The following is a 24,598-nucleotide window of genomic DNA, read 5'->3' as shown; positions in this document are numbered from 1 at the left end:
GGAGAGTGAATGTATAATGCAAATTGATAAACTTCGAGGTAAAACACTGGACCAATTGTTTGAAGCGATTCTTTCATTAAAAGATCTAGAAGAGTGTTATTTATTCTTTGATGATTTAGCAACTGTGAACGAAATACAATCTCTTGCTCAGCGATTGGAAGTAGCAAGAATGCTTCGTGAAGGGTTTACGTATCATAAAATTGAAACGGAAACAGGCGCAAGCACAGCAACGATTTCCAGAGTGAAGCGTAGTTTAAATTATGGAAACGACGGCTATCAAATGACGCTTGATCGCGTCCATAATAACGAGTAGAAAAATGAGCCGGTTTCCGGCTCATTTTTGTTTTGATTTAAGGGTTGCTGTAATGGAGATTAGCCATTTCGCGGAATTATTAAGAAATTCGCGGGAATATGGCGCGAGTCTATTCGCGTGTTCAAATGAAATGCCTCCAGCGCTTGTCGGACCTAAACGCCCACTTCCGCTTTTCATTGATCCAGCTGCAGCCTCCAGACCCTCGGTCACTTCACCCTCCAACTCGAACACAAAGACCGTGTTCAATATGGAGGGCTCCAGTGCCTGCCGGGTCTAAACGGAGGCTTCCGCTTTTCGTTGATCCAGCTGCAGTGGGCCAAATCTTCCTGCTGTTTCGCCCAATCGAATGAGACAAAAAGCGTCTCAGTCTCATGGGCTCCAACATCCTGCAGATTTAAACGGGCCCACTTCCGCTTTTCATGTATCCAGCTACAGCGTCCAGCCTCTCGATCGCTTCACCCCATCAAATGAACACAAAGACCGTGTTCTTTTGATAGGGCTCCAGCGCTTGTCGAGGCTAAACGGACGCTTCCGCTTTTCATGATCTAGCTGCAGCCTCCAGACCCTCGGTCACTTCACCCTCCAACTCGAACACAAAGACCGTGTTCAATTTGGAGGGCTCCAGTGCCTGCCGGGTCTAAACGGAGGCTTCCGCTTTTCATGTATTCTTTGATATAATCCAATTTATGAGGAAAAGTGGGAGGAAGGGTTAGGATGTTTGATTTTCTAAAGTGGAAGCATGTGTTTAAGCTGGATCCGAATAAGGAGATTGAAGATTATGATCTTGAGGCGATTTGTGAGTCTGGGACGGATGCGGTGATTGTTGGTGGTAGTGATGGAGTGACACTTGATCGGACGTTAGATTTACTTGCTAGAATTCGCCGTTACGCGGTACCATGTGCTCTTGAGGTATCGACTGTGGAAGCAGTGACACCTGGATTTGATTTTTATTTTATTCCAACCGTTTTGAATACGGAAGACAGCCGTTGGGTAACGGGTTTGCATCATGAAGCTGTAAAAGAGTTTGGTGAGATTATGAATTGGGATGAAATCATTATGGAAGGGTATTGTATTCTCAATCAGGATTCTAAGGTTGCTCAGTTAACTTCTGCTCATACTAATCTTGATGAAGAAGATGTACTTGCTTATGCGCGAATGGCAGAAAAGATGTTCAAACTGCCGATTTTTTATGTGGAATACAGTGGAACCTATGGAGATAAAGAACTTGTTCAGAAGGTAAGCCGGGTTCTTGATGAGACGAAACTTTTCTACGGTGGAGGAATTGATTCGCCGGAGAAAGCAAAAGAAATGGCTGCTTCTGCAGATACTGTGATTGTTGGGAATATTATTTACGATAATATCAAACAAGCGATTAAAACAGTTGCTGCTGTGAAAGGAAATTGATTCTCTCCTATCGTTCAGGTAAAATAAGATATAAGAACATACGTTTGTGAGGAGTGCGAAAACATGCAACGAATAGTTGATAAGTTATTAAACGGATTAAACCCCGAACAACAGGAAGCGGTCAAGCACACGGATGGACCGCTTTTAATTATGGCTGGAGCAGGAAGTGGAAAAACGAGAGTGCTCACGCATCGAATCGCGTACCTTCTTGTTGAGAAACAGGTTTCTCCATGGAACATCCTTGCGATTACCTTTACAAATAAAGCGGCACGAGAAATGAGAGAACGAGTGAATTCCATTACAGGCCCGGTTGCCGAAGACATTTGGATTTCAACATTCCACTCCATGTGTGTCCGTATTTTAAGAAGAGACGGGGATCGCATTGGCATTAATCGGAACTTTACGATTCTCGATTCTGGGGACCAGCTGACGGTAATTAAAAAAATATTGAAGGAACAAAACGTCGATCCTAAGAAATTTGAGCCGCGAGGGATTTTAGGAAGTATCAGCTCTGCTAAGAATGAACTAGAAACGCCGGAAGACTATAAAGCAAACGCAAAAGGACCGTACGAAAGTGTTGTAGCGGATGCGTATGAACAATATCAAAAGCAGCTTCGTAAAAACCAGGCGCTCGATTTTGATGATTTGATTATGAGAACCATTACGCTCTTTAAAAAGGTGCCAGAAGTCCTTGAATTTTATCAGCGAAAATTCCAGTACATTCACGTGGATGAGTATCAGGATACGAACAAAGCGCAATATGTCCTTGTTAAATTAATGGCTGAGAAATATCAAAACCTTTGCGTAGTAGGTGATTCTGATCAGTCGATCTATCGCTGGCGCGGGGCTGATATTCAAAATATCCTTTCGTTCGAAAAAGACTATCCAAGTGCACGTGCCATTTTCCTTGAGCAAAACTATCGTTCGACAAAGAAAATTCTCCAAGCGGCGAATGTTGTGATTGAAAACAACATGAATCGAAAACCTAAAAAATTATGGACTGATAATGATGATGGCCCGCACATTACGTACTATCAAGCCAATGATGAACATGATGAGAGTCGTTTTGTAACAGGGAAAATCCTTGATATGGTGAATAGCGGAAAGCGAACGAATGCACAAATTGCGATTCTTTATCGGACGAATGCACAGTCTCGAGTGATTGAGGAAATTTTAAATAAGTCGAACATTCATTACAACATTGTAGGCGGTACAAAGTTCTACGATCGTAAAGAAATTAAAGACGTTCTTGCCTATCTTCGTCTTATTGCAAACCCGGATGACGACATTAGCTTACTTAGAATTGTCAATGTCCCAAAACGCGGTGTCGGAGCATCGACAATGGACAAGGTAGCGCAATATGCCGCTAATCAAGATATTTCTATCTTTACAGCTCTTCAAGAGGTTGAACAGATTGGCTTAAGTGCCCGTTTTACGAAGTCTCTTAAAACGTTTGGTAATCAAATGGCCAACTGGTCGCAAATGCAGGAATATTTAGCGGTATCTGAACTTGTTGAAGAAGTAATTGATAAATCGGGCTATCGAGATGCACTACGAAACGAGAACACGATTGAATCACAAACCCGACTTGAAAATATTGATGAATTTCTTTCTGTAACGCAGGAGTTTGAGAAAGCAAGTGAAGACAAGAGCTTGATCGCTTTTCTAACGGACCTCGCCTTGGTTGCAGATATTGATAAGTTGGATGAGGATGAAAGCGAGCAAAAGGAAGCTGTTACGCTCATGACTCTTCACTCAGCGAAAGGCTTGGAGTTCCCGGTCGTTTTCCTTATCGGGATGGAAGAAGGCGTGTTTCCGCATAGTCGCTCCCTATTTGAGGAAGAAGAAATGGAAGAAGAACGCCGACTTGCTTACGTAGGTATTACAAGGGCAGAGGAAGAATTGTTTTTAACAAATTCTCGTCTTCGAACGCTTTACGGGAAAACGAATGCCAATCCTGTATCCCGCTTCATTGGTGAAATTCCAGAAGAATTACTTGAAAAGCAAGGACAGGAAAAACCTGCAACACCTTTTGGAGGGACAAGTTCTCGTCCGTCTTCAAGACCTGCTACTCCTAAAACTCCGAGACGCCCTCAGCTGACTTCAACAGGCGGAGATTCACTGGACTGGAAGGTAGGAGACAAAGCGAGCCACCGCAAGTGGGGAGTTGGAACGGTTGTTAGCGTGAAAGGTGATGGAGATTCGACTGAGCTTGATATTGCATTCCCAAATCCAGTTGGAATCAAGCGCTTGTTAGCAAAATTTGCGCCAATTGAAAAGCAATAGTCATTTTAGAAGGTGAGGTTTGACGATGGAAGAAAAGCATAAGCGCATCGAAGAGCTTCGTCAGCTCTTAAATCAATACAACTACGAGTACCATGTTCTTGATCAGCCGAGCGTCCCGGATGCCGAATATGATCGGATGATGAACGAACTATTGAATTTAGAAGAAGAGAACCCAGAGCTTAAAACAGATGACTCTCCAACACAACGGGTCGGAGGTCCTCCGCTAGAAGGCTTCCAAAAAGTCGAACACAGAGTGCCGATGCTAAGCCTTGGGAATGCTTTTGGAGAAGATGACCTGAAGGATTTCGACCGACGTGTACGCGATCGAATTGGCGAAAACTTTTCATATGTATGTGAATTAAAAATAGACGGTCTCGCGGTCTCACTTATCTACGAAGAGGGCGTTCTCGTTCGGGGTGCAACGCGAGGAGATGGTACTGTAGGCGAAGACATTACTCAGAACCTCAAAACCATTCCTGCGATCCCTTTACGTTTACGAGAGAATGTGAGCATGGAGGTTCGTGGAGAAGCCTATATGCCAAAGCCATCTTTCATGAAATTAAATGAAGTACGCGAGAAGAATGAGCAGGATCTTTTTGCTAACCCTCGAAATGCAGCAGCTGGTTCTTTACGTCAACTTGATCCTAAAATTGCTGCTAGTCGTAACCTTTCTATTTTTGTCTATGGTGTTGGTACGGTTGATGGGAGAGAAATTAGCTCTCATTCCAATGGCCTAGATTTTCTCAAGGAGCTTGGCTTTAAAACCAATCCAGAATGGAAGCGATGTAACACGATTGATGATGTGATTGATTTTATAGGTGGATGGTCAGAGAAACGTCCTGACCTTTCCTATGAAATTGATGGGATCGTTGTGAAAGTAGATGCACTTAATCAGCAGGAAGAGCTAGGTTTTACAGCGAAGAGTCCCCGTTGGGCGATTGCCTATAAGTTTCCTGCTGAAGAGGTCGTCACAAAGCTTCAAGATATTGAACTGAATGTGGGAAGAACGGGTGTCGTGACGCCAACAGCCGTATTAGAACCCGTTCTTGTTGCAGGAACGACCGTACAACGAGCTTCTCTTCATAACGAGGACCTTATTCGTGAGAAGGATATAAAAATTGGTGACTATGTTGTGATTAAAAAAGCAGGAGACATTATTCCTGAAGTTGTTTCTGTTCTAGAAGAGCGTCGCACAGGAGATGAGAAGGCCTTTTCTATGCCTGAGAAATGCCCAGAGTGTGAAAGTGATCTTGTTCGACTGGATGAAGAGGTTGCGCTTCGGTGTATTAACCCCAAATGTCCAGCGCAGCTACGTGAAGGATTAATTCATTTTGTTTCACGTAATGCGATGAATATTGATGGCTTGGGCGAGCGGGTCATTACGCAGCTCTTTCGTGAAGAATTAATTCACGATGTAGCTGATATTTATCAGCTCACTCATGGTCAGCTTATTGAACTTGAGCGGATGGGAGAAAAATCAGTTTCCAATTTACTTGAAGCAATTCGAGTGTCTAAAGATAATTCATTAGAGAAGCTGTTGTTTGGTCTTGGAATCCGTCATGTAGGGGCTAAAGCGGCAAGAACACTTGCACAGCAATTTGGCTCGATGGACAGTCTTGTCCAAGCGAGCATAGAAGATCTTGAAGCAATCAATGAAGTTGGGCAAAAAATGGCTGATTCTGTTGTACGATACTTTCAAAATGAAGAAGTTCATGAGCTTATTGATGAGTTAAAAGATGCTGGTGTTAACATGATTTATAAAGGCCCTAAGCCAGTTTCAATTGAAGATATTGACTCTGTTTTTGCAGGGAAAACAGTTGTTTTAACCGGCAAACTTGAACAGTTAAGTCGTGGGGAAGCGAAAAAGAAGTTAGAAGAACTAGGTGCAAAGGTAACAGGAAGTGTCAGTAAAAGCACAGACCTTGTGATTGCTGGGGAAGATGCTGGCTCGAAGCTCGAGAAGGCAGAGTCACTTGGTATTGACGTATGGAGTGAGAACAGGTTCGTTGAAGAGTTAAACGAATGAGGAGAGGGAATTAATGCCAAAAAAGCAAACGTTCATCGTTAGTATCATGGCTCTTTCGCTCGTATTATCCGGTTGTGTTCCGAGTTTTATGAAGGGCGAGCAGGACGATACAGTAAAGGTGAATGATTCAGAAGGCGAAGAAAGTGAAGAAATGATTGTAAGTGAAGATATAAAAACTTCAGAGACGTATTATCGTTCGGTGTTAGATAAAGATGGGGAAAAAAATTCTCTTGATACTTCACAAGTTAGAGGATTAATTACGGCTGGGGTTGATAACCGTCTTGATGTAGATGCACTTGAAATGGGATTGATTCGACTTTCACAAGAACAATTTGACCCTGATAAGTATTTCTTTAAAGAAGGACAGCTGTTTGATACAGAGCAAATCCATGGGTGGCTGTATCGTGATAACGGTGTAACAAAGGAAGAAGCTGAGAAAGATGAGGAGAAGGAAGTAAATGTAGGGCTTAATCCGCAGCTTGGTGTGGAAGAAAACCCTGCACAATACGAGCAAGTAATTGAAGCTGAAAAGAAAAACCCTAAATTCCTCTCTTATATTCATGAACAGGATTATTATGTTCAAAACAAAGATGAAGAATTGCAGCTAGGCGGAGTTTCGATTGCCTTATCGCTTTATTCTGAATATCCTTACTCGGTTCTTGATGAAAATGGTTTGAAGTATACCGGTTCGGTAAAGTTAGATAAAGATGAAGTGGTTGCGAAGGCAAAAGAATCAATTAAACCAATCGTTGAGAAAATTCGAGCCGAGCATGACGTGCCAATCATGTTTACGCTCTTCTTAGAGCAGCCACGACAATCGGTAGTCCCAGGTAACTTCGTGGCAAGCACGATTGTAGAGAAAGGTAAATCTAGCCCTGAGTCATGGAAAGATTTAAATGAGAAGTACATTGCATTTCCTTCATCTGCTGCTGATGAGGAATATCCAGCGGAAGCTGAGAAGTTTGATGACTTCACACGTGAAATACAAGATTTCTTTCCGAACTTTGTAGGAGTCATCGGAACCGGCTTCTATAAACAAGACGAACTTTCTCAATTAAAGATTGAGATTCCAATTCAGTTCTATAGCAAATCTGAAGTGATTTCGTTCACCCAGTTTGTAAATGGACTCGTTAAAAAGCGTAATGATACATTTCCTCAAGATTTACCTGTCTCGATCTATATCACAAGCAACGGAGAAACAGAAAGTTTGATTGTGAAGGATCCTAACGAAGAAGAACCGTTCGTTCATATTTATCAATAAAAATAAATCCCTCCCGAGACAACGGGAGGGATTTTGCTATTCTGATAGAGCTTTTTCTAATGTTTGAATGTTTTGTTCCATTAAAGTGAAATACGTTTCATCATTTTCGATATCTTCTTCTGTTAAGACAGAGAGATTATGAATTCGAAGCGTTTCAAGACCAAGTTCTTGTTGAACGGCTTTTGCTGGCTTTGGCGTAGCATTTTGTTCAAAAAGCATATACTTTAAATTGTAACTTCTAGCTGTTTCAATGATATCTTCTAACTGTTTTTGCGTAGGTTCTTGAGATGGTGAAAGGCCAGATACACTTAATTGTTTAAGTCCATAGCGACTTTCCCAGTAGCTATAGGCATCGTGCGAAATAAGGAACTCTTTTTTCGGTGCACTGTCAGCCATTTCACGGAATTCTTTATCTAGAGCTAAGAGCTCTTCTTCTAATGTTTCATAATTAGACTCAAATGTTTTCTTATTGTCAGGATTAATTTCTATAAGTGCGCGTTTAATATTTTCGGCCTGTTGGATAGCGAGGGTTGGATCAATCCAGATGTGTGGATTCACATCGCCATGATCGTGATCGGCGTGCTCTTCATCAGCATGTTCCTCATGTTCTTCTTTTGTTTCATCAAAATGAATTCCTTCAGCGGATTCAAGGGTCATGACGTCTTCATTTTTCAATGTATCTTTAGCTGCATCAGCAAATCCTTCCATGCCTGCTCCATTGTAGATAAATAAATCGGATTCAGCTAACTCTGTCATTGTTTTCGTCGTTGGCTCGAAACTATGTGCGTCACTGCCAGGAGGAATGATGGATTCAGCGGTTACATGTTCTCCACCAATTCGTTCAGCAAAATATTCAAGAGGATAGAGTGTTGTATAAATACTTAGCTTTCCATCCGCATTTTTGTCTGGCTCTTGACCACAACCGACTAGGACAAGCGTAGATAGAGATAGTAAGAATGCTACTGTTAAAAAGCGATTTTTCATAAGCGATTTTCCCTTCCCTAAGTTTCTCTGCCACTCATTATATCGTAACCATTACGTTTTGCAAACAGTAACCTTTCCGATTTATTTCGTTTCTGGTGAGGAACTCAATATAGGAAAAAAATAAGTTGGAAATTGAACATTTAAAACGGTATGAAAAGAAGAGAAACGCGGCAATCTATAAAAAATATTTCAATTCGGAGGTTAACATTACAAAAAGGTGGGTAAATGTTACTAAAGTATGTCGAAGCATCACACAATCAGCAACTTATTTAAATAAATTTTCTTGAATACTTATGACATAAAAGTTGCTAAAAGAAGGAAATAAACTCCTTTAGTGAATTTTTATTCATTAAAAAGTTTATCTTATAATATTTTAATTGTTCTGAAAAATATTTTGTGATATAGTAATCATTGGTTTGCAAAGGACTAATGGTCTACATCAATAATTTGAATTCACAGGAAAAATGCATAGCTGTGAATATTGACCTGAAGGGGGTGAAAGTGTGGAATACACCTTAACTACCGCAACATGGTTCTGGTTACTTATACCAATGCCTTTATTAGTCGTATTATCAATAATAACTTTTTTTACCGAAAGGAGAGAATAGTACTCGATGGGTATTGAAACGCCAACGTTAGTTACGTTTATTGTTTATCTTGTGGGTATGCTCGCAATCGGATTAATTGCATACCGAATGACAAGTAACTTGTCCGATTATGTACTTGGAGGAAGAAGATTAGGTGGATCTGTTGCCGCATTAAGTGCAGGCGCATCAGATATGAGTAGCTGGCTCTTACTAGGACTACCTGGGGCAATGTACGCAGGTGGTATGAGTCAAATTTGGATTGGGATTGGGCTCGCAATCGGAGCTTACTTGAACTGGCAATTTGTTGCATCACGCCTTCGTCGCTATACTGAAGTAGCGAATGATTCAATAACGGTTCCAGATTATCTTGAGAATCGTTTCCGTGATGGATCGAAAGCACTTCGTGTGATCTCAGCAATTGTTATTCTTGTATTTTTTACGTTCTATACGTCTTCAGGTCTTGTTGGGGGCGCAATCCTGTTTGAAAGCTCGTTCGGAATGAGCTATGAAAGCGCATTGTGGATCGGTGCAATTGTTATTATTTCATATACGTTCCTCGGTGGTTTCCTAGCGGTAAGCTGGACAGATTTCTTCCAGGGAATACTTATGTTCCTTGCACTAGTTGTCGTTCCAATTGTTGCCTTAAATGAAATGGGTGGCTGGAATGAAACAGTTAATCAAGTTGGTGCAACGGATACAACTTACCTAGATATCTTTACTGGTATGAGTTTCATGGGAATTATTTCTCTACTTGGTTGGGGACTTGGTTACTTTGGACAACCTCACATTATTACTCGTTTTATGGCAGTTAAATCTTCGAAAGAAATTCCTAAAGCACGCCTTGTTGGTATGTCATGGATGGTTCTTTCTCTGTTTGGTGCCATCTTTACTGGTTTCATTGGTATTGCGTATTTCGATGCGGGACTTCCGAACTCTGAAACCGTCTTTATCGAATTTACTCAAGTACTCTTTAATCCATGGGTATCTGGCTTCTTACTAGCTGCCATCCTATCTGCGATCATGAGTACAATTGATTCTCAGTTACTTGTATCTTCAAGTGCTGTTGCGGAGGACTTCTATAAAGCGATTCTTCGTAAAAATGCAAGTCAAACTGAGCTTGTATGGGTAGGTCGTATTGCTGTTCTAGGTATTGCATTACTTGCCATCCTACTTGCTTATAACCCTGATAGCAGTGTTCTTGATCTTGTAAGTTATGCGTGGGCTGGTTTTGGTGCCGCATTTGGACCTGTTATTATCTTAAGTCTATTCTGGAAACGCATGACCCGTAATGGTGCACTTGCTGGTATTATCACTGGTGCCGTAGTTGTTATCTTATGGGCTCAACTATCAGGTGGACTGTTCGATCTTTATGAACTAATCCCAGGCTTTATCCTGGCATGGATTGCTGTAATGGCATTCAGCTTTGTTGGTAAAGAGCCAGGTGAAGAAATTGAAGCTGAATTCGAAGCGGCAAAAACGTCTAAATTCTAATTAGCTTTACTCAGAGACTCATCCCATTTGGGGGTGAGTCTTTTTTATAGAATTAAGAATGGGAATGATTGATTGAAGGTAATGTCCAAACACTCGTTAAACAAACGTTTGATTAAGTCGGTTTAATCAAACGTTTGTTTAAAATTGGAACAGACAGCGTTCTGTTGCTTAATGAAGCTTGTTTTTGGTATCATCTATATATTGCAGGTTGTTCGAAATTTGTGGAGGTGAAAGTGATGTCCAGAATTACCAAAGAAGAGGTTAAGCATGTAGCCAATCTCGCTAGACTAGAAATGGATGAGGCAGAGGTCGAAAAATTCACAACTCAGCTTGATGACATTATCTCTATGGCGGAGCAGCTAAATGAATTAGATACAGAGAACGTTGAGCCTACAACGCACGTTCTTGATTTGAAAAATGTACTGCGTGAAGACAAAGTACAGCCGTGGCTAACGCGTGAGGAAGCATTGAAAAATGCACCGGATCAAGCGAACGGTCAAGTAAAAGTTCCATCAATATTTGAGTAAGGGAGGCAACGTCCTTGTTTGATAAAAGCATAAGTGAGCTTCACAGCTTGCTTCATAAGAAAGAGTTATCCGTCAGTGAACTTGTTCAAACTTCGTTTGATCGCATTCAAACGGTCGACGAAAAGGTTAAAGCGTTCATGACGTTAAATGAAGAAGGTGCCATGCAGGCGGCAAAAGCGCTTGATGAAAAGCTCGGTACCGAAGAGGCAAGAGGACTTCTCTTTGGTCTCCCTGTCGGTGTGAAAGATAACATCGTTACGAAAGGACTACGCACAACAGCGTCAAGTCAGCTTCTAAGTAACTTTGAACCATTACATAATGCAACGGTGGTTGAACGCTTAAATGCAGCGGAAACGATTACTGTCGGCAAATTGAATATGGACGAGTTCGCAATGGGTTCTTCGAATGAGAACTCTGGTTATTTCGGAACGCGTAACCCTTGGAATACAGATTATGTACCAGGCGGATCAAGCGGTGGTTCAGCTGCCTCTGTTGCGGCTGGAGAGGTATTCTTTTCTCTTGGTTCTGATACAGGTGGTTCGATCCGTCAACCAGCTGCCTTTTGTGGTGTTGTTGGACTAAAGCCTACGTACGGACTAGTTTCTCGTTTTGGATTAATTGCTTTTGCGTCATCACTTGATCAAATTGGACCCATTACGAACACAGTAGAAGATAACGCTTATCTTCTTCAATCGATTGCCGGTCATGACAAGATGGATTCAACATCAGCGAACGTTGATGTTCCAGATTATCTTTCAAGTCTAACTGGTGATGTGAAAGGTCTTCGAATTGCTGTACCGAAAGAGTACCTTGCTGAAGGTGTAGATGAGGATGTGAAGAACAGCGTCCTTCAGTCACTTAAAAAGCTTGAAGAACTTGGCGCAACGTGGGAAGAAGTATCGCTTCCGCATTCAAAATATGCCGTAGCGACATACTACCTTCTTTCTTCTTCAGAAGCATCAGCGAACCTTGCTCGCTTTGACGGTGTACGCTATGGCGTTCGTGCTGAAGCAGAGAATCTGATTGATTTATATAAGAAAACAAGAAGCGAAGGCTTTGGCGACGAAGTGAAACGACGCATCATGCTCGGTACGTTTGCCCTTAGCTCTGGCTACTACGATGCTTATTACAAGAAAGCACAAAAAGTTCGTACGCTGATCAAGAACGATTTTGAAAAAGTGTTCGAAGACTATGATGTGATTATCGGACCGACAACGCCAACGCCAGCCTTTAAAGTAGGCGAGAAGATTGATAACCCGCTAACAATGTATGCGAATGATATTCTCACAATCCCGGTTAACCTTGCAGGCGTTCCTGCAATTTCCGTACCATGTGGTTTATCGAATGGCCTACCTGTTGGCCTTCAAATAATCGGAAAGCACTTTGATGAAAAGACCGTTTATCGCGTAGCTCATGCATTTGAGCAAGCAACGGATCATCATAAGGCTAAACCAGAGCTGTAAGGGGTGACGACTGAAAATGAATTTTGAAACTATTATTGGTCTGGAAGTTCACTCAGAACTGAAGACAAACACAAAGATTTTCTGTAATTGTTCAACGAATTTCGGTGCGCCGCCTAACACGAACGTTTGCCCGATCTGTCTCGGCCATCCTGGTGTTCTTCCAGTCATGAACGAACAGGCCGTTGATTTTGCAATGCGTGCGGCAATGGCATTGAATTGTGAAATCGCTGAAGATACGAAGTTTGACCGCAAAAACTACTTTTATCCAGATAATCCGAAAGCTTATCAGATCTCTCAATATGATAAGCCGATCGGTGAAAACGGATGGATTGATATTGAAGTAAACGGCAAAACAAAGCGTATCGGTATTACACGTCTTCATCTTGAGGAAGATGCTGGTAAACTCACGCACGTTGATGGCGAGAACCATTCTCTTGTTGACTTCAACCGTCAGGGTACACCTCTTGTTGAGATCGTATCTGAGCCGGATATTCGTACACCTGAAGAAGCGTATGCTTACCTTGAGAAGCTAAAAGCGATTCTTCAATATACGGAAGTATCTGACTGTAAAATGGAAGAAGGATCTCTTCGTTGTGATGCGAACCTTTCTCTTCGTCCATATGGACAAGAAGAGTTTGGTACAAAAACTGAGCTTAAGAACTTGAACTCATTTGCTAACGTACAGAAAGGTCTTCAATATGAAGAAGTACGTCAGGAGAAAGAACTTCTAGCAGGAAACGTGATCGGCCAGGAAACGCGTCGTTATGACGAAGCTGGCAAGAAAACAATTCTGATGCGTGTGAAAGAAGGATCTGACGACTACCGCTACTTCCCAGAACCAGACCTTGTTCGTCTAGCGATCAATAAAGAATGGATGGACCGCGTTCGTGCGGACATTCCGGAGCTTCCAGACGCTCGTCGTGAGCGCTATGTGAAGGAGTATGATCTTCCTGAGTACGATGCGATGGTGCTTACTCAATCCAAGAAAATGTCGGACTTCTTTGAAGTAGCAATTGGCCAGGGTGCTGATCCCAAACAGACTTCAAACTGGTTAATGGGTGAAGTATCGGCTTACTTGAATGCAAACTATAAAGAAATTGACGAAGTGGCTCTTACTCCAGAAGGATTAGGAAAACTGATTTCTCTAATTGAAAAGGGAACAATTTCTTCAAAGATCGCGAAGAAAGTCTTCAAAGACCTTATTGAAAAAGGCGGCGATCCTGAACAGATCGTTAAAGACAAAGGCCTTGTACAGATTTCTGATGAAGGCGAGCTTCGTTCTATCGTGTCAGGTATTCTTGATGAGAACGAACAATCCATCGAAGACTACAAAAATGGGAAAGACCGTGCTATCGGCTTCCTCGTTGGGCAAGTGATGAAAGCAACCAAAGGAAAAGCAAATCCTCCAATGGTTAACAAGCTGATAGTAGAAGAAATGGATAAACGCTAAATGGCGAAACCCTCCCAAGTGGAGGGTTTTTTTATGTCTAAAGAGGAGTTTGAGTATGTTCACCTTATTCACTTATTTTCGGCTTTGCTTTTTTTTAGGGAAAAGCCTATAATCAGAACAGAAGGTTAAGCGGAAGAAAACGGTCACGAGATTGTGGGCGTTTTTTGTTTGCGACTATCATATAAATAAGTAACGAGGACATTTAATGCCGCGTGCTTTGATACGCTTGAAGATTGAACAAATATAAACATTCTGCATGAAGAATTAAGATAGAGAAGATAGGATGATGAAGGATGAAACGTGCGAGACTAATCTATAATCCAACGTCCGGAAGAGAACAAGTGAAGAGGTCACTACCATATATCCTCGAACGCCTTGAAAAAAATGGGTACGAGACGTCTGCCCATGCAACCACTTGTGAAGGCGATGCGACGGAAGCAGCGCGCATTGCCGTCGAGCGACGCTTTGATCTTGTCATTGCGGCAGGTGGAGATGGGACGATCTATGAAGTGATTAATGGTATTGCCGAGCAGCCATATCGGCCGAAGATGGGGATTATTCCAGTTGGTACAACCAATGACTTTGCACGAGCGATTGGCGTTCCGCGCACAGTTGAAGGTGCGATGGACGTCCTTTGCAATGGTCTTGAAATGCCAATTGATATCGGTCGAGTGAACGAGCATTACTTCATCAATATCGCAGGTGGCGGACGCCTGACAGAATTAACATATGAAGTGCCTAGTAAGCTTAAAACAATGCTTGGCCAGCTAGCTTATTATATGAAAGGCATTGAGATGCTTCCATCGATTCGTCCTGCAAGAACTAGGATTGAATATGACGGTAAGCTTTTTGAAGGTGAAATTATGCTTTTCCTTGTTTCAAACTCAAACTCCATCGGTGGATTTGAGAAGCTAGCGCCACATGCGTCGTTGAATGATGGTCTGTTTGATCTTATGATTCTGAAAAAGACGAATATCGCAGAATTCATTCGCATCGCAAGCAGTGCACTTCGCGGTGATCATATTAATGATCCAAATGTTGTGTATAAGAAAGCAAGCCACATTAAAGTAGAATCAGTTGATAAAATGCAGCTAAACCTGGACGGCGAGTACGGTGGCCCGCTTCCAGCCGAGTTTACGAACTTATACCGTCATATTACAATGATCGTGCCGAAAGAAACGAGCGAAAAACATACAAATGAAGAAGAAGCCGCGCAGAAGCGCGCCATTTCTGGTGAATAGAAATGAAGGAGAGAAGTCAGAGACGATGAGCTCTGGCTTTTTCTGTTGTTCTCGGGATAGGAGCAGTGGAAGCAGGACGGGAATTCGGGTCTGGCCAATAAAAATTGATTTTGGCTAATATATTTCAGATTTGGCCAATTTATCGTAAGTTTAGCCAATATAATTCGATTTTGGCCAATAAACCATGAAATCGAGCTCTCCTCACAGGTAAAAAGCACCGCGCTGTTACATTTCGCGATCCATTCACACTGTGGTACAATTTTTGTACATGAAATCGAACGGAAAAGGACGGAAACCAAATGAGTAATCAAGAAGTACCTGTAAAAAAGAATGACGTTGTTGAAGTAGAATTCAGAGATCTTTCCCATGACGGGGCAGGCGTCGCGAAAATAGACGGCTACACGCTTTTCGTCCCATATGGCATTCCAGGAGAAACCGCGAACGTAAAAGTGATCAAGACGAAGAAAGGCTACGGCTTCGGTAAGCTGCTTGATGTGAAAGTGGAGAGCGAAGATCGTAACACGCCGCCGTGTCCGATCTTCTATCAGTGTGGAGGCTGCCAAACACAGCACATTACGTACGAAAGCCAGTTGAAGTTCAAGCATAAGCAAGTTCAAGATGTGATGGAGCGCATCGCGAAGATCGACGTACCTGTTCATCCCGTGCTTGGCATGGAAGACCCATGGCGCTACCGCAACAAAGCGCAGGTACCAGTAGGCGAACAGAATGGTAAGATTGTCGCTGGCTTCTACCAGCAGCGCAGTCACCAGATTATCGACATGGACCAGTGCCTCATTCAGGAGCAGGAGAACGATGAAGTTTTACGAGTTGTAAAAGGAATTGCTGAGAAGTACGGCATCCGTGCATACGACGAGCGTTCACATCGCGGAACGCTCAGACACGTTGTTGCAAAATACGGGAAGCAAACGGACGACATCATGGTCGTTATCGTTACGAAAAACAAAGACTTACCAAATCGCAAGAACATCATCAAAGACATCACAGAGCAACTTCCGAAAGTGAAATCAATCGTTCAAAACGTGAATCCAAAGCGCACAAACGTGATCTTCGGTGACGAAACGCGCGTCCTATGGGGATCACCATACATTTACGACACGATTGGTGACATAAAATTCGCCATCTCAGCTCGCTCATTCTATCAAGTAAACCCGGATCAAACGAAAGTGCTTTACGATCAGGCGCTTGAATACGCTGGACTGACTGGGAATGAAACGGTCATCGATGCTTATTGCGGTATCGGCACGATCTCTCTTTTCCTCGCGCAAAAAGCGAAGCAGGTATACGGTGTTGAAATCGTACCAGAGGCGATTGAAGATGCGAAGCGTAATGCTGAGCTAAACGGCATCACAAACGCAGAGTTTGCAGTAGGTGAAGCAGAAAACGTCATCCCAGCTTGGAAAGAGCAGGGCATTAAGCCTGACGTGATCGTCGTTGATCCTCCACGCAAAGGCTGTGACGAAGCGCTACTTCAAACGATTATTGATATGAAACCTGAGAAAGTCGTTTATGTGTCATGTAACCCCGCAACGCTAGCACGGGATCTACGCATTTTAGAAGATGGTGGATTTGAAACGAAGGAAGTTCAACCGGTTGATATGTTTCCGCATACGACGCACGTGGAGTGCGTAGCCGTACTAGAGCTATAATAAACTTCACTAAATCCCACCTTAACTCCAAAGTTAAGGTGGGATTTTAATTAGTTGCAATAAAGTGGTCGGTTTATAAGAGGATACGTCTTTATAATTGTTATGCCTGTTGAAAATATATTTTGTGCAATAGAATAGAGTGCAATTAAATTGAATCGGATATAGTGGTGTGATATGGTTTAGGCGTGAAACATTATCGTATCCTAGAAGGAGTGAAGTTTACTTGACTATTACGTTTACGGACGCTGCAATTGAACAGTTAAATACAGAGGATCACGTAGCTTTTCAACTTAATCCTAGTTTAGGTGGATGTAGTATTGGTGCGGATTGGATCACATTTAAAGCTTTATCTTCCAAAGAAGCACAGACAGGCGAGAAGTTGGTAGAGACTAATTATAAGCCTGTGGTTTTAGGAGTTAAGCACGAATCCTTTTTCAAAGAAGATATGATCATTGACTATTCTAGTAAAAGAAATGCATATATGTTAAAAAGCAAAAGTGAAATTCTTAGTTCACGTTTGCCATTAGAAAAATAATTTAGATTTACGTGTGAAAACGTAAGGAATTGAAAGATGTCCGTAAAAAAGCACCATCACAAACGCTTAGAAGCGTTTGTGATGGTGCTTTTATGATTTATTAAGCGTTAGACGCCATCTTATCCTTACTCATCTTAAGATCAAAACGATCCGCATTCATAATCTTCACCCATGCCGACACAAAGTCGCGCACGAATTTCTCTTTATTATCCTCTTGTGCATAGACTTCTGCATAAGCACGGAGGATGGAGTTTGAACCGAAGACGAGATCCACGCGTGAAGCAGTGCGTACGAGTTCTCCTGTTTTGCGGTCGCGTCCTTCATATTCATTGAAGTTAGCAGGCTTCCATTCAATGCCCATGTCGAGTAGGTTCACGAAGAAATCGTTCGTTAGTGTACCAACGCGTTCAGTGAATACGCCATGCTTTGTACCCTTATGGTTTGTCCCGAGTACGCGCATACCGCCAATGAGTACAGTCATTTCAGGAGCAGTCAGACCAAGCAGCTGCGATTTGTCGACGAGTAGCTCTTCTGGGCTTAACGTGTATTCCTTTTTCTGATAGTTACGGAATCCGTCAGCCATTGGCTCTAATACGTCAAAACTTTCAACATCTGTTTGTTCTTCCGTTGCATCTCCGCGTCCTGGTGCGAAAGGAACAGTAACGTCAACACCTGCATTTTTTGCCGCTTTTTCGACAGCTGCACTACCTCCAAGAACAATCAAGTCAGCAAGGCTAACTTTTTTATCAAGTTTGCTTTGGATTTTCTCGTATACGGATAGTACTTTTGATAATTGTTCTGGTTCATTTACATCCCAGCTCTTTTGTGGTTCTAAGCGAATGCGCGCACCATTTGCACCACCGCGATAATCAGAGCCACGGTACGTACTTGCAGAAGCCCAAGCTGTTGTCACAAGCTCGCTGACGCTTAATCCTGAGTCGAGGATTTTAGCTTTCAAGTTTTCAATTTCAGCAGCAGTCAGTTCATAATCCACATTCGGGATTGGATCTTGCCAGATCAAATCTTCCTGTGGTACTTCAGGGCCAAGGTATCTTTCTTTCGGTCCCATGTCACGGTGAAGTAACTTGAACCATGCTCTCGCAAATGTATCAGCGAAATATTCAATATCCTCGTGGAAGCGACGTGAAATCTTTTCATAAATTTCATCTTCACGAAGCGCCATATCTGCTGTTGTCATCATAGTGTTCACTTTGATTGAAGGATCTTCAGCATCAGGGGCAAGGTGCTCTGGTTTAGGATTCACAGGCTTCCATTGATGAGCTCCTGCAGGGCTTTTCGTTAATTCCCACTCATAGCCGAATAGCAAATCATAGTAGCCGTTATCCCATTTCGTCGGGTTTGCGGTCCATGCGCCGTCTACACCACTTGTAATCGTGTCGCGACCTTTTCCGCTACCGTAAGAGTTCTTCCAGCCAAAGCCCTGTTCTTCAATATCAGCGGCTTCCGGAGCAGCACCAACATGAGCTTCAGCGTCTCCTGCTCCGTGCCCCTTACCAAACGTATGACCACCGGCAATTAGAGCAACTGTTTCTTCATCATTCATTCCCATACGGGCAAAAGTTTCACGAATGTCACGTGCACTTCCTAGTGGATCTGGTTGGCCATTTGGTCCTTCAGGATTGACATAAATAAGCCCCATTTGAACGGCAGCTAGCGGACTTTCGAGCTCGCGGTCTCCTGAGTAACGGTTGTCACCGAGCCACTCTTTCTCAGTACCCCAATAAATATCTTCTTCTGGATGCCACACGTCTTCGCGTCCTCCAGCAAAACCAAATGTGTTCAAGCCCATTGATTCAAGCGCAACGTTCCCAGTGATGACGAGTAGGTCAGCCCAAGAAATCTTATTTCCATACTTTTGCTTAATTGGCCAAAGGAGACGACGTGCTTTATCAAGACTCGCGTTATCTGGCCAGCTGTTCAATGGTGCAAAACGCTGTGATCCAGTAGCGCCACCGCCACGTCCGTCACCAGTACGATATGTACCAGCTGCGTGCCATGACATACGAATAAAGAGAGGGCCATAATGGCCGTAATCTGCAGGCCACCAGTCCTGGCTGTCGGTCATTAAGTCACGAAGATCCTGCTTCAGTGCATAATAGTCCAACTTTTTGAATTCTTCAGCATAGTCAAAGTCTTCCCCCATTGGGTTGCTTTTTCGATCGTGCTGTTGAAGTAGGTGCAAGTTTAACTGATTTGGCCACCAGTCTTTATTCGTTGTTCCGACTTTTGTCGTTGTAATCGCGCTATCTTCCTTCGTTTGGCCATGAGAGACAGGGCATTTCCCTGCTTGGCTGTTGTGCATTTCGTTATTATCCATATTTCAATCTCCTTTCGAATGTAAGAAAATTAATTGTAACTCCTATTAGATTATAATTATAATAAATTAATAATCATTTTGAAAGAGTTATGAACTAATTTTCACAAAATAATTTCAAAACACGACTAAATAGAGCGGTTACAACTAATTTGGAAATGAAGAAAGGCACTTGTGAACGTTCTAACGTTCATGGTAAGTAGATTAGAAAACCATCCGATCAGCTAGGCAGGAGAAGAAGCTCTTTTCTACCAGTTTCAATCTCCTACTTACTATATACTTTCGATTTATTAACCGGTTTACCTCTTTCAAAATACAGTTACAGACATTTCGTTTAATAGAAAAAGAGAGGCAATGATAAACCGCCTCTCTTTCTGGAAATCTATTTTGTTACGAGCTGATCTTTTAATAGAAACTTTTCAACTACTTTCGCGACACCGTCATTCTCGTTCGTATCCGCGATATAATCAGAAATCTTTTTAATATCATCTGGAGCATTCCCCATCGCAACACCAAGTCCTGCAAATTCAATCATTTCTTGGTCATTGTAACTGTCTCCAACAGCAATCACTTCTTCTCGTTTAATACCAAGCTTGCTAATCAGCTTCTCGATGCTTGTCCCTTTTGTAATCCCTTTATCAGTAAACTCGAGAAAATAAGGCTTAGATCGCATCACGCTAAATTCTTCTCCTAACTCCTCTTGAAGTTTCGTTTCCACTTTCTTAAGGTGTTCTGGTTCGCCAACCATCAGAACTTTCACAACTGGTTCCGTTACACGATCGATAAACGAATCGACGACAGTAATTGGTAGACCTGTCAGTTCAGACTCAATTGTGGTGTAGGGATTTTCTTCTGTGGTAATAATTTCATCTTCTACGTACGTGTGAATGTACACATTTTCTCTCAGGCTGATTTCATGGAGCCGTTGAACAGCTTCGACAGATAATGTTTGACTGAAGAAATCCTTTTTGGAATGACAGTTAATAATTTTTCCACCGTTAAAGGAAAGAATATAACTCTCGTAGTCTGCGAGACGAAGCTCCTCGGCATAAGAGACCATTCCAAATGTTGGGCGACCAGAGGCAAGCACAACTTTCTTTCCTTCTTGTTGTGCTTGCATGAGGACTTCTTTATTTCGAGTAGAAATCATTTGATCAGCATTGAGCAATGTATCGTCTAAATCTAATACAATCATTTTATAAGACATATGTGATTTTCCTCTCTTAGCTAGTTTCCTTACTATTCTACTAGAATTCATGTGAAAAGGGGGAAGTGTTGATAAAATGGAAAAAAGTAATGAATTTGGTCTTCAGTTACTCGTTAAGCGAAAAAATTATTGTGGGGTGGAAAACCTTTACAATGCAAATCAATTGATTAACTTTGGTTAGAGGAGTATCTTTGAACTCATCATTCCAATTTAAAAGCAATAAATTATATTTTGAAATGTTTAAACAAATCAAAGGAGTATACACAATGGAAAACTATCAAGAACTTACACTAAAACAAAAATCATTTTTCCGAAGTGGGAAAACAAAAGATGTAGCCTTTCGAATCGATGCGTTAACAAAATTAAAAGAGATCATGTCATCTCATGAACAAGACATTATTGCTGCTCTTAAAGCAGATTTAAATAAACCTGAAACAGAAACAAAGCGCGCGGAGATTGGTCTTGTTTTAGGGGAGATTAATTTCATGATTGAGAATTTATCTGCGTGGTCAACACCAAATAAAGTGGAAACACCTACTACTCATGCTGGGGCTACAAGCTTCATTGTTCCTGAACCATACGGCTCAGCACTCGTTATTGCACCATGGAACTATCCGGTACAACTTGCCGTTGCACCGCTAGCTGGAGCGATTGCGGCTGGGAACTGTGCTGTCTTAAAACCTTCAGAATTAACACCTCATACTTCTAATCTTTTAGCTAAGATGATTAACGAGAATTTCCCTGAAGAATTTTTGCGCGTTGTTGAAGGAGAAGTGGAAACAAGCACAGCTCTTCTCAAAGAGAATTTTGATTATATTTTCTTTACTGGTAGTACCGGCGTTGGAAAAATTGTGGCAGGAGCGGCTGCTAAGCATTTAACACCCGTAACACTTGAGTTAGGTGGGAAAAGTCCAGCAATTGTACATGAAGATGCAGACCTTGATGAAGCAGCGACACGCATTGCACGCGGTAAATTTGCGAATGCAGGTCAAACGTGCGTCGCTCCGGATTATCTTCTTGTTCATCGAAAAGTAAAAGATGAGTTAATTCGAAAGATAAAAGAAGTCATCACGAACACTTATGGTGAGAATGTTTCAGAAAACCATGACTTTCCACACGTGGTGAGTGAACGTCATTTTGATCGTTTGAATGAATTCTTGAGTAATGGAGAAGCAGTCGCTGGAGGTAACGCTGATAAATCACGCTTATTCATTGAACCAACAATATTAGATCATATTTCATGGGATGATCCTGTGATGCAAGATGAGATCTTTGGACCTATTTTACCTGTTCTTGTTTATGACGAAATTGCAGAAGCGATTGATGCAGTCGTTGAACGTCCAAAGCCACTGGCACTCTATCTTTTCTCTGATAATGAACAGGTACAAGATGACGTATTAAATACCATTTCATTTGGTGGCGGAGCAATCAACGATACGATCAATCACATGACTTCTCACTACCTTCCATTTGGGGGTGTAGGGAATAGCGGTATGGGAGCTTATCACGGGAAAGCTAGTTTTGATACGTTCTCACACTTCAAGAGTATTTTGAAACGCTCAAATAAATAAGAAACATTAACATATTCTCATGCTTTATGACGCTTCATAAAGGGTATATGAAGAAAGTAGACAGCATCGAAACTGAAGTTTTGTTTAATAGGAGAATATACGTAGAAAGGGTGTCTAGAATGAAAGTACTTATAGTTGGAGCAAATGGTCAGATTGGGAAGCATTTAACTTCCTTTATTAAAGAGCATAACGATCTAGAAGCGAAAGTAATGATTCGTAAGGAAGAGCAGGCTTCTTACTTTAAGGATTTAGGCGCAGAAACTGCTGTGGTTGATTTAGAGGAAGATATTAATGCGATCGCAAAAGCTGCTGAAGGCGTGGATGCGATTGTCTTTACAGCAGGTTCCGGTCCAAATACCGGTGCTGATAAAACAATGCTAGTTGATTTAGATGGTGCTGTAAAAACAATTGAAGCAGCGAAAGTAGCTGGCGTAAAACGGTTTGTTATGATTAGTTCTTATGACACAACGCGTGAAGCGATTCAGTCTGCTCCATCTTCATTCTCACCTTATGTAGCAGCGAAGCACTATGCAGATGAATGGCTGCGAGCAACGGATTTAGATTATACGATTATCCATCCAGGTGCCTTAACGAATGATCAGGGAATCGGTAAGGTCAACGCTGCTACTAGAGTAGAAAGAAATGAAATACCTCGAGAAGATGTTGCGAGTGTGATCGTAGCGACGCTCGAAAATGATGCAACGATTGGCAAGGAATTTCAAGTCGTGACAGGAACGGAGCCAATTAAAGAAAGTATCGATTCACTTTAACTGAAACTCGATTTTTTATAAGAGAGATTCTATAAAACAAAGCCCCTTGTTCTCATACAAGGGGCTTTGTTTTAACTTTTCATTACAACTCGTTTTTCACACCAACGCTCTTCAGCGCTTCATTCACCTCATCTAAATCATAAAAAGAAAAGGATTGAGTTTAATTTGCAGATGGAATAAATGTATCAGAAATATGAGTCGTCACCGGACCATATACATCTTGTTTGTTTTCAGGGTATGTAATGATGAACCGATTGAAAACATTATCGCCATAAAAAAATTTCTCATAAATAATCAATCCATTTTTTACGTAGGATAAGACGAACCAATGATCAGCCAATCGGTCATAAGCGATAGGGACTTCAATATTATTAATCGCTTGCTGATAAATCGATTCGATTGATTCGTCCATACTGTTATGTGATCCAAAAACGGTGATCTCCAACTCCTCATTATAAAAATTCAATCCATCACCATTAGCTGGAGGGGATCCTACGGTTAAATCAGTTGGATATTGAATAGAAAAGCCGAATCTCTCATTTGTGTAGGTATCATAGGTCCGAACTTCTTCAACTTCCACAGATTCTTCTTTTGGTTTAATAGGTTTTTCTTTAGACGAATTTGTAGTGGGGGGAGTCTTAGCATTTTCTAGCTCATCTAAAGCATCATTTATTCTTCCGGTGAGGTTAGCTAATTCATTCTCATAATATGAAAGAGCTTCTTCTGATTCTACTTTAGCATTTAATATCTGAAGCTGCTCAAGAGCGCTGGTATATTCTTTGGCAGAAATGAGTTGATTGATCGTATCGATTTCTTCCTCTGTATCTGCCAGTTCTTCTTGCTCATCAAGAATCGTCTTTTTCCATTTTTCAGCTTCTGATTGAACAGTCACTAAACCTTCATCTAGATTTGTAACGGCCTCAAATGCATCTAATGCAGATATGTATTCTTCTTGTTCATAATAGTTAACGGCATCTTCCATTTGACTTGCTTGTTCGAAATAGATACGTGCTTCTTTATCATTTGTTTGTTCCGAGGAAGCGACTTCAAAATAAATAGCTGCTTGGTGGTAATCTTGCTCTCCTAAGCTATCAATTCCTTTGTCCATTGCATTCTGGTAGTCGCTGTTTGCACAAGAAGCGAGGCTCATAATACAAAGGGCGCCAGATAAAAAGGTGAACCGACTTTTCATAAAAGAACTCCTTTAAAATGGTAGTTACTAACAACTGTATTTTATCAGAAATAAATCGTTATGGAGGTTCTTTTTCCAATTATTTCTTAAGGGAATGTGAAAAGACAATACAAAACAACCACCAGGGAATCTCCCCGATGGTTTTGATGAAGTATTAGCAGTCTTTTCCATTAACGAAAGCAGCGCCAACGATGATAAGAAGAATGAACAATACAACGATTAGCGCAAAGCCATTCCCGTAACGAGCGCCACCAACTTGGTTTCCGCAACCGCCGTATCCAGCGCCAC

Annotated in this window: 19 protein-coding genes and 1 pseudogene; 14 read left to right on the top strand and 6 right to left on the bottom strand. The window is 41.8% G+C overall.

What is annotated here, in order from left to right; all coding sequences use genetic code 11:
• Positions 1-16 precede the first annotated feature (16 nt).
• Complete coding sequence (locus PQ578_RS18820; RefSeq protein ID WP_048313459.1) at positions 17-313, top strand: YerC/YecD family TrpR-related protein; 297 nt, start codon at positions 17-19, stop codon at positions 311-313.
• Between the two features lie 21 nt (positions 314-334).
• Here the strand turns inward: PQ578_RS18820 and PQ578_RS18815 are convergent, their stop codons facing one another.
• Positions 335-523: a hypothetical protein gene (locus PQ578_RS18815; protein WP_273835983.1), complete on the bottom strand. Its 189-nt coding sequence runs from the start codon at positions 521-523 to the stop codon at positions 335-337.
• 504 nt (positions 524-1,027) lie between these two features.
• On the opposite strand from PQ578_RS18815, the gene pcrB reads away from it, so the two are divergent.
• The 4 genes from pcrB (at position 1,028) to PQ578_RS18795 (ending at position 7,290) form a co-directional block, all read left to right on the top strand.
• Positions 1,028-1,717 carry a heptaprenylglyceryl phosphate synthase gene (gene pcrB, locus PQ578_RS18810; protein ID WP_273835982.1) on the top strand — a complete coding sequence of 230 codons (690 nt, stop codon included), beginning with the start codon at positions 1,028-1,030 and terminating at the stop codon, positions 1,715-1,717.
• 63 nt (positions 1,718-1,780) lie between these two features.
• Positions 1,781-4,003, top strand: coding sequence for a DNA helicase PcrA (gene pcrA, locus PQ578_RS18805; RefSeq protein WP_273835981.1), 2,223 nt, complete (start codon positions 1,781-1,783; stop codon positions 4,001-4,003).
• 25 nt (positions 4,004-4,028) lie between these two features.
• Positions 4,029-6,029 (top strand): NAD-dependent DNA ligase LigA, encoded by a 2,001-nt coding sequence (gene ligA / locus PQ578_RS18800; RefSeq protein WP_273835978.1) that lies wholly within the window; start codon positions 4,029-4,031, stop codon positions 6,027-6,029.
• Between the two features lie 13 nt (positions 6,030-6,042).
• Positions 6,043-7,290, top strand: a complete 1,248-nt coding sequence (locus PQ578_RS18795) for a CamS family sex pheromone protein (RefSeq protein ID WP_273835975.1) — start codon at positions 6,043-6,045, stop codon at positions 7,288-7,290.
• A gap of 36 nt (positions 7,291-7,326) precedes the next feature.
• Here the strand turns inward: PQ578_RS18795 and PQ578_RS18790 are convergent, their stop codons facing one another.
• Positions 7,327-8,274 carry a metal ABC transporter solute-binding protein, Zn/Mn family gene (locus PQ578_RS18790; RefSeq protein ID WP_273835973.1) on the bottom strand — a complete coding sequence of 316 codons (948 nt, stop codon included), beginning with the start codon at positions 8,272-8,274 and terminating at the stop codon, positions 7,327-7,329.
• 614 nt (positions 8,275-8,888) lie between these two features.
• Here PQ578_RS18790 and putP point away from each other — a divergent pair.
• The 7 genes from putP to PQ578_RS18755 all read left to right on the top strand — a co-directional run bounded on the left by putP (position 8,889) and on the right by PQ578_RS18755 (position 17,235).
• Positions 8,889-10,352 (top strand): sodium/proline symporter PutP, encoded by a 1,464-nt coding sequence (putP, locus tag PQ578_RS18785; protein WP_098446144.1) that lies wholly within the window; start codon positions 8,889-8,891, stop codon positions 10,350-10,352.
• Between the two features lie 236 nt (positions 10,353-10,588).
• Positions 10,589-10,879 carry an Asp-tRNA(Asn)/Glu-tRNA(Gln) amidotransferase subunit GatC gene (gene gatC, locus PQ578_RS18780; protein WP_098446146.1) on the top strand — a complete coding sequence of 97 codons (291 nt, stop codon included), beginning with the start codon at positions 10,589-10,591 and terminating at the stop codon, positions 10,877-10,879.
• Positions 10,880-10,893: 14 nt separating this feature from the next.
• Positions 10,894-12,342 carry an Asp-tRNA(Asn)/Glu-tRNA(Gln) amidotransferase subunit GatA gene (gene gatA, locus PQ578_RS18775; RefSeq protein ID WP_273835970.1) on the top strand — a complete coding sequence of 483 codons (1,449 nt, stop codon included), beginning with the start codon at positions 10,894-10,896 and terminating at the stop codon, positions 12,340-12,342.
• Between the two features lie 16 nt (positions 12,343-12,358).
• Complete coding sequence (gene gatB, locus PQ578_RS18770) at positions 12,359-13,792, top strand: Asp-tRNA(Asn)/Glu-tRNA(Gln) amidotransferase subunit GatB (protein WP_098446149.1); 1,434 nt, start codon at positions 12,359-12,361, stop codon at positions 13,790-13,792.
• A 293-nt stretch (positions 13,793-14,085) separates the two neighbouring features.
• Entirely contained in the window at positions 14,086-15,033 is a 948-nt protein-coding gene (locus PQ578_RS18765) for a diacylglycerol kinase (RefSeq protein ID WP_273835969.1), read from the top strand.
• Between the two features lie 299 nt (positions 15,034-15,332).
• The gene (gene rlmD / locus PQ578_RS18760) at positions 15,333-16,700 is read left to right on the top strand and encodes a 23S rRNA (uracil(1939)-C(5))-methyltransferase RlmD (protein WP_273835968.1); all 1,368 of its coding nucleotides are present in this window, start codon (positions 15,333-15,335) and stop codon (positions 16,698-16,700) included.
• Positions 16,701-16,923: 223 nt separating this feature from the next.
• Positions 16,924-17,235, top strand: a complete 312-nt coding sequence (locus tag PQ578_RS18755; RefSeq protein ID WP_273835967.1) for an iron-sulfur cluster biosynthesis family protein — start codon at positions 16,924-16,926, stop codon at positions 17,233-17,235.
• Positions 17,236-17,335: 100 nt separating this feature from the next.
• Here the strand turns inward: PQ578_RS18755 and katG are convergent, their stop codons facing one another.
• Positions 17,336-19,573, bottom strand: coding sequence for a catalase/peroxidase HPI (gene katG / locus PQ578_RS18750; protein ID WP_273835965.1), 2,238 nt, complete (start codon positions 19,571-19,573; stop codon positions 17,336-17,338).
• 379 nt (positions 19,574-19,952) lie between these two features.
• Positions 19,953-20,777, bottom strand: a complete 825-nt coding sequence (locus PQ578_RS18745) for a Cof-type HAD-IIB family hydrolase (RefSeq protein ID WP_273835964.1) — start codon at positions 20,775-20,777, stop codon at positions 19,953-19,955.
• A 266-nt stretch (positions 20,778-21,043) separates the two neighbouring features.
• Between PQ578_RS18745 and PQ578_RS18740 the strand changes: the two genes are divergently transcribed.
• Both PQ578_RS18740 and PQ578_RS18735 read left to right on the top strand, forming a co-directional pair.
• Positions 21,044-22,348, top strand: coding sequence for an aldehyde dehydrogenase (locus PQ578_RS18740; protein WP_273835963.1), 1,305 nt, complete (start codon positions 21,044-21,046; stop codon positions 22,346-22,348).
• A gap of 119 nt (positions 22,349-22,467) precedes the next feature.
• Positions 22,468-23,118: an SDR family oxidoreductase gene (locus tag PQ578_RS18735; RefSeq protein WP_273835962.1), complete on the top strand. Its 651-nt coding sequence runs from the start codon at positions 22,468-22,470 to the stop codon at positions 23,116-23,118.
• A 160-nt stretch (positions 23,119-23,278) separates the two neighbouring features.
• Here the strand turns inward: PQ578_RS18735 and PQ578_RS18730 are convergent, their stop codons facing one another.
• Complete coding sequence (locus tag PQ578_RS18730) at positions 23,279-24,310, bottom strand: outer membrane protein assembly factor BamD (protein ID WP_273835961.1); 1,032 nt, start codon at positions 24,308-24,310, stop codon at positions 23,279-23,281.
• Between the two features lie 154 nt (positions 24,311-24,464).
• Positions 24,465-24,551 (bottom strand): annotated as a pseudogene (locus tag PQ578_RS22530) (YjcZ family sporulation protein); the annotation flags it as partial.
• Between the last annotated feature and the right edge of the window lie 47 nt (positions 24,552-24,598).

Origin of the sequence: Guptibacillus sedimenti, from assembly GCF_028610665.1 — a bacterium.
GTDB classification, from domain to species: domain Bacteria; phylum Bacillota; class Bacilli; order Bacillales; family Guptibacillaceae; genus Guptibacillus; species Guptibacillus sedimenti.
Note: the sequence above shows the minus strand (reverse complement) of the source record. Positions and strands in the feature narration are given on the sequence as shown.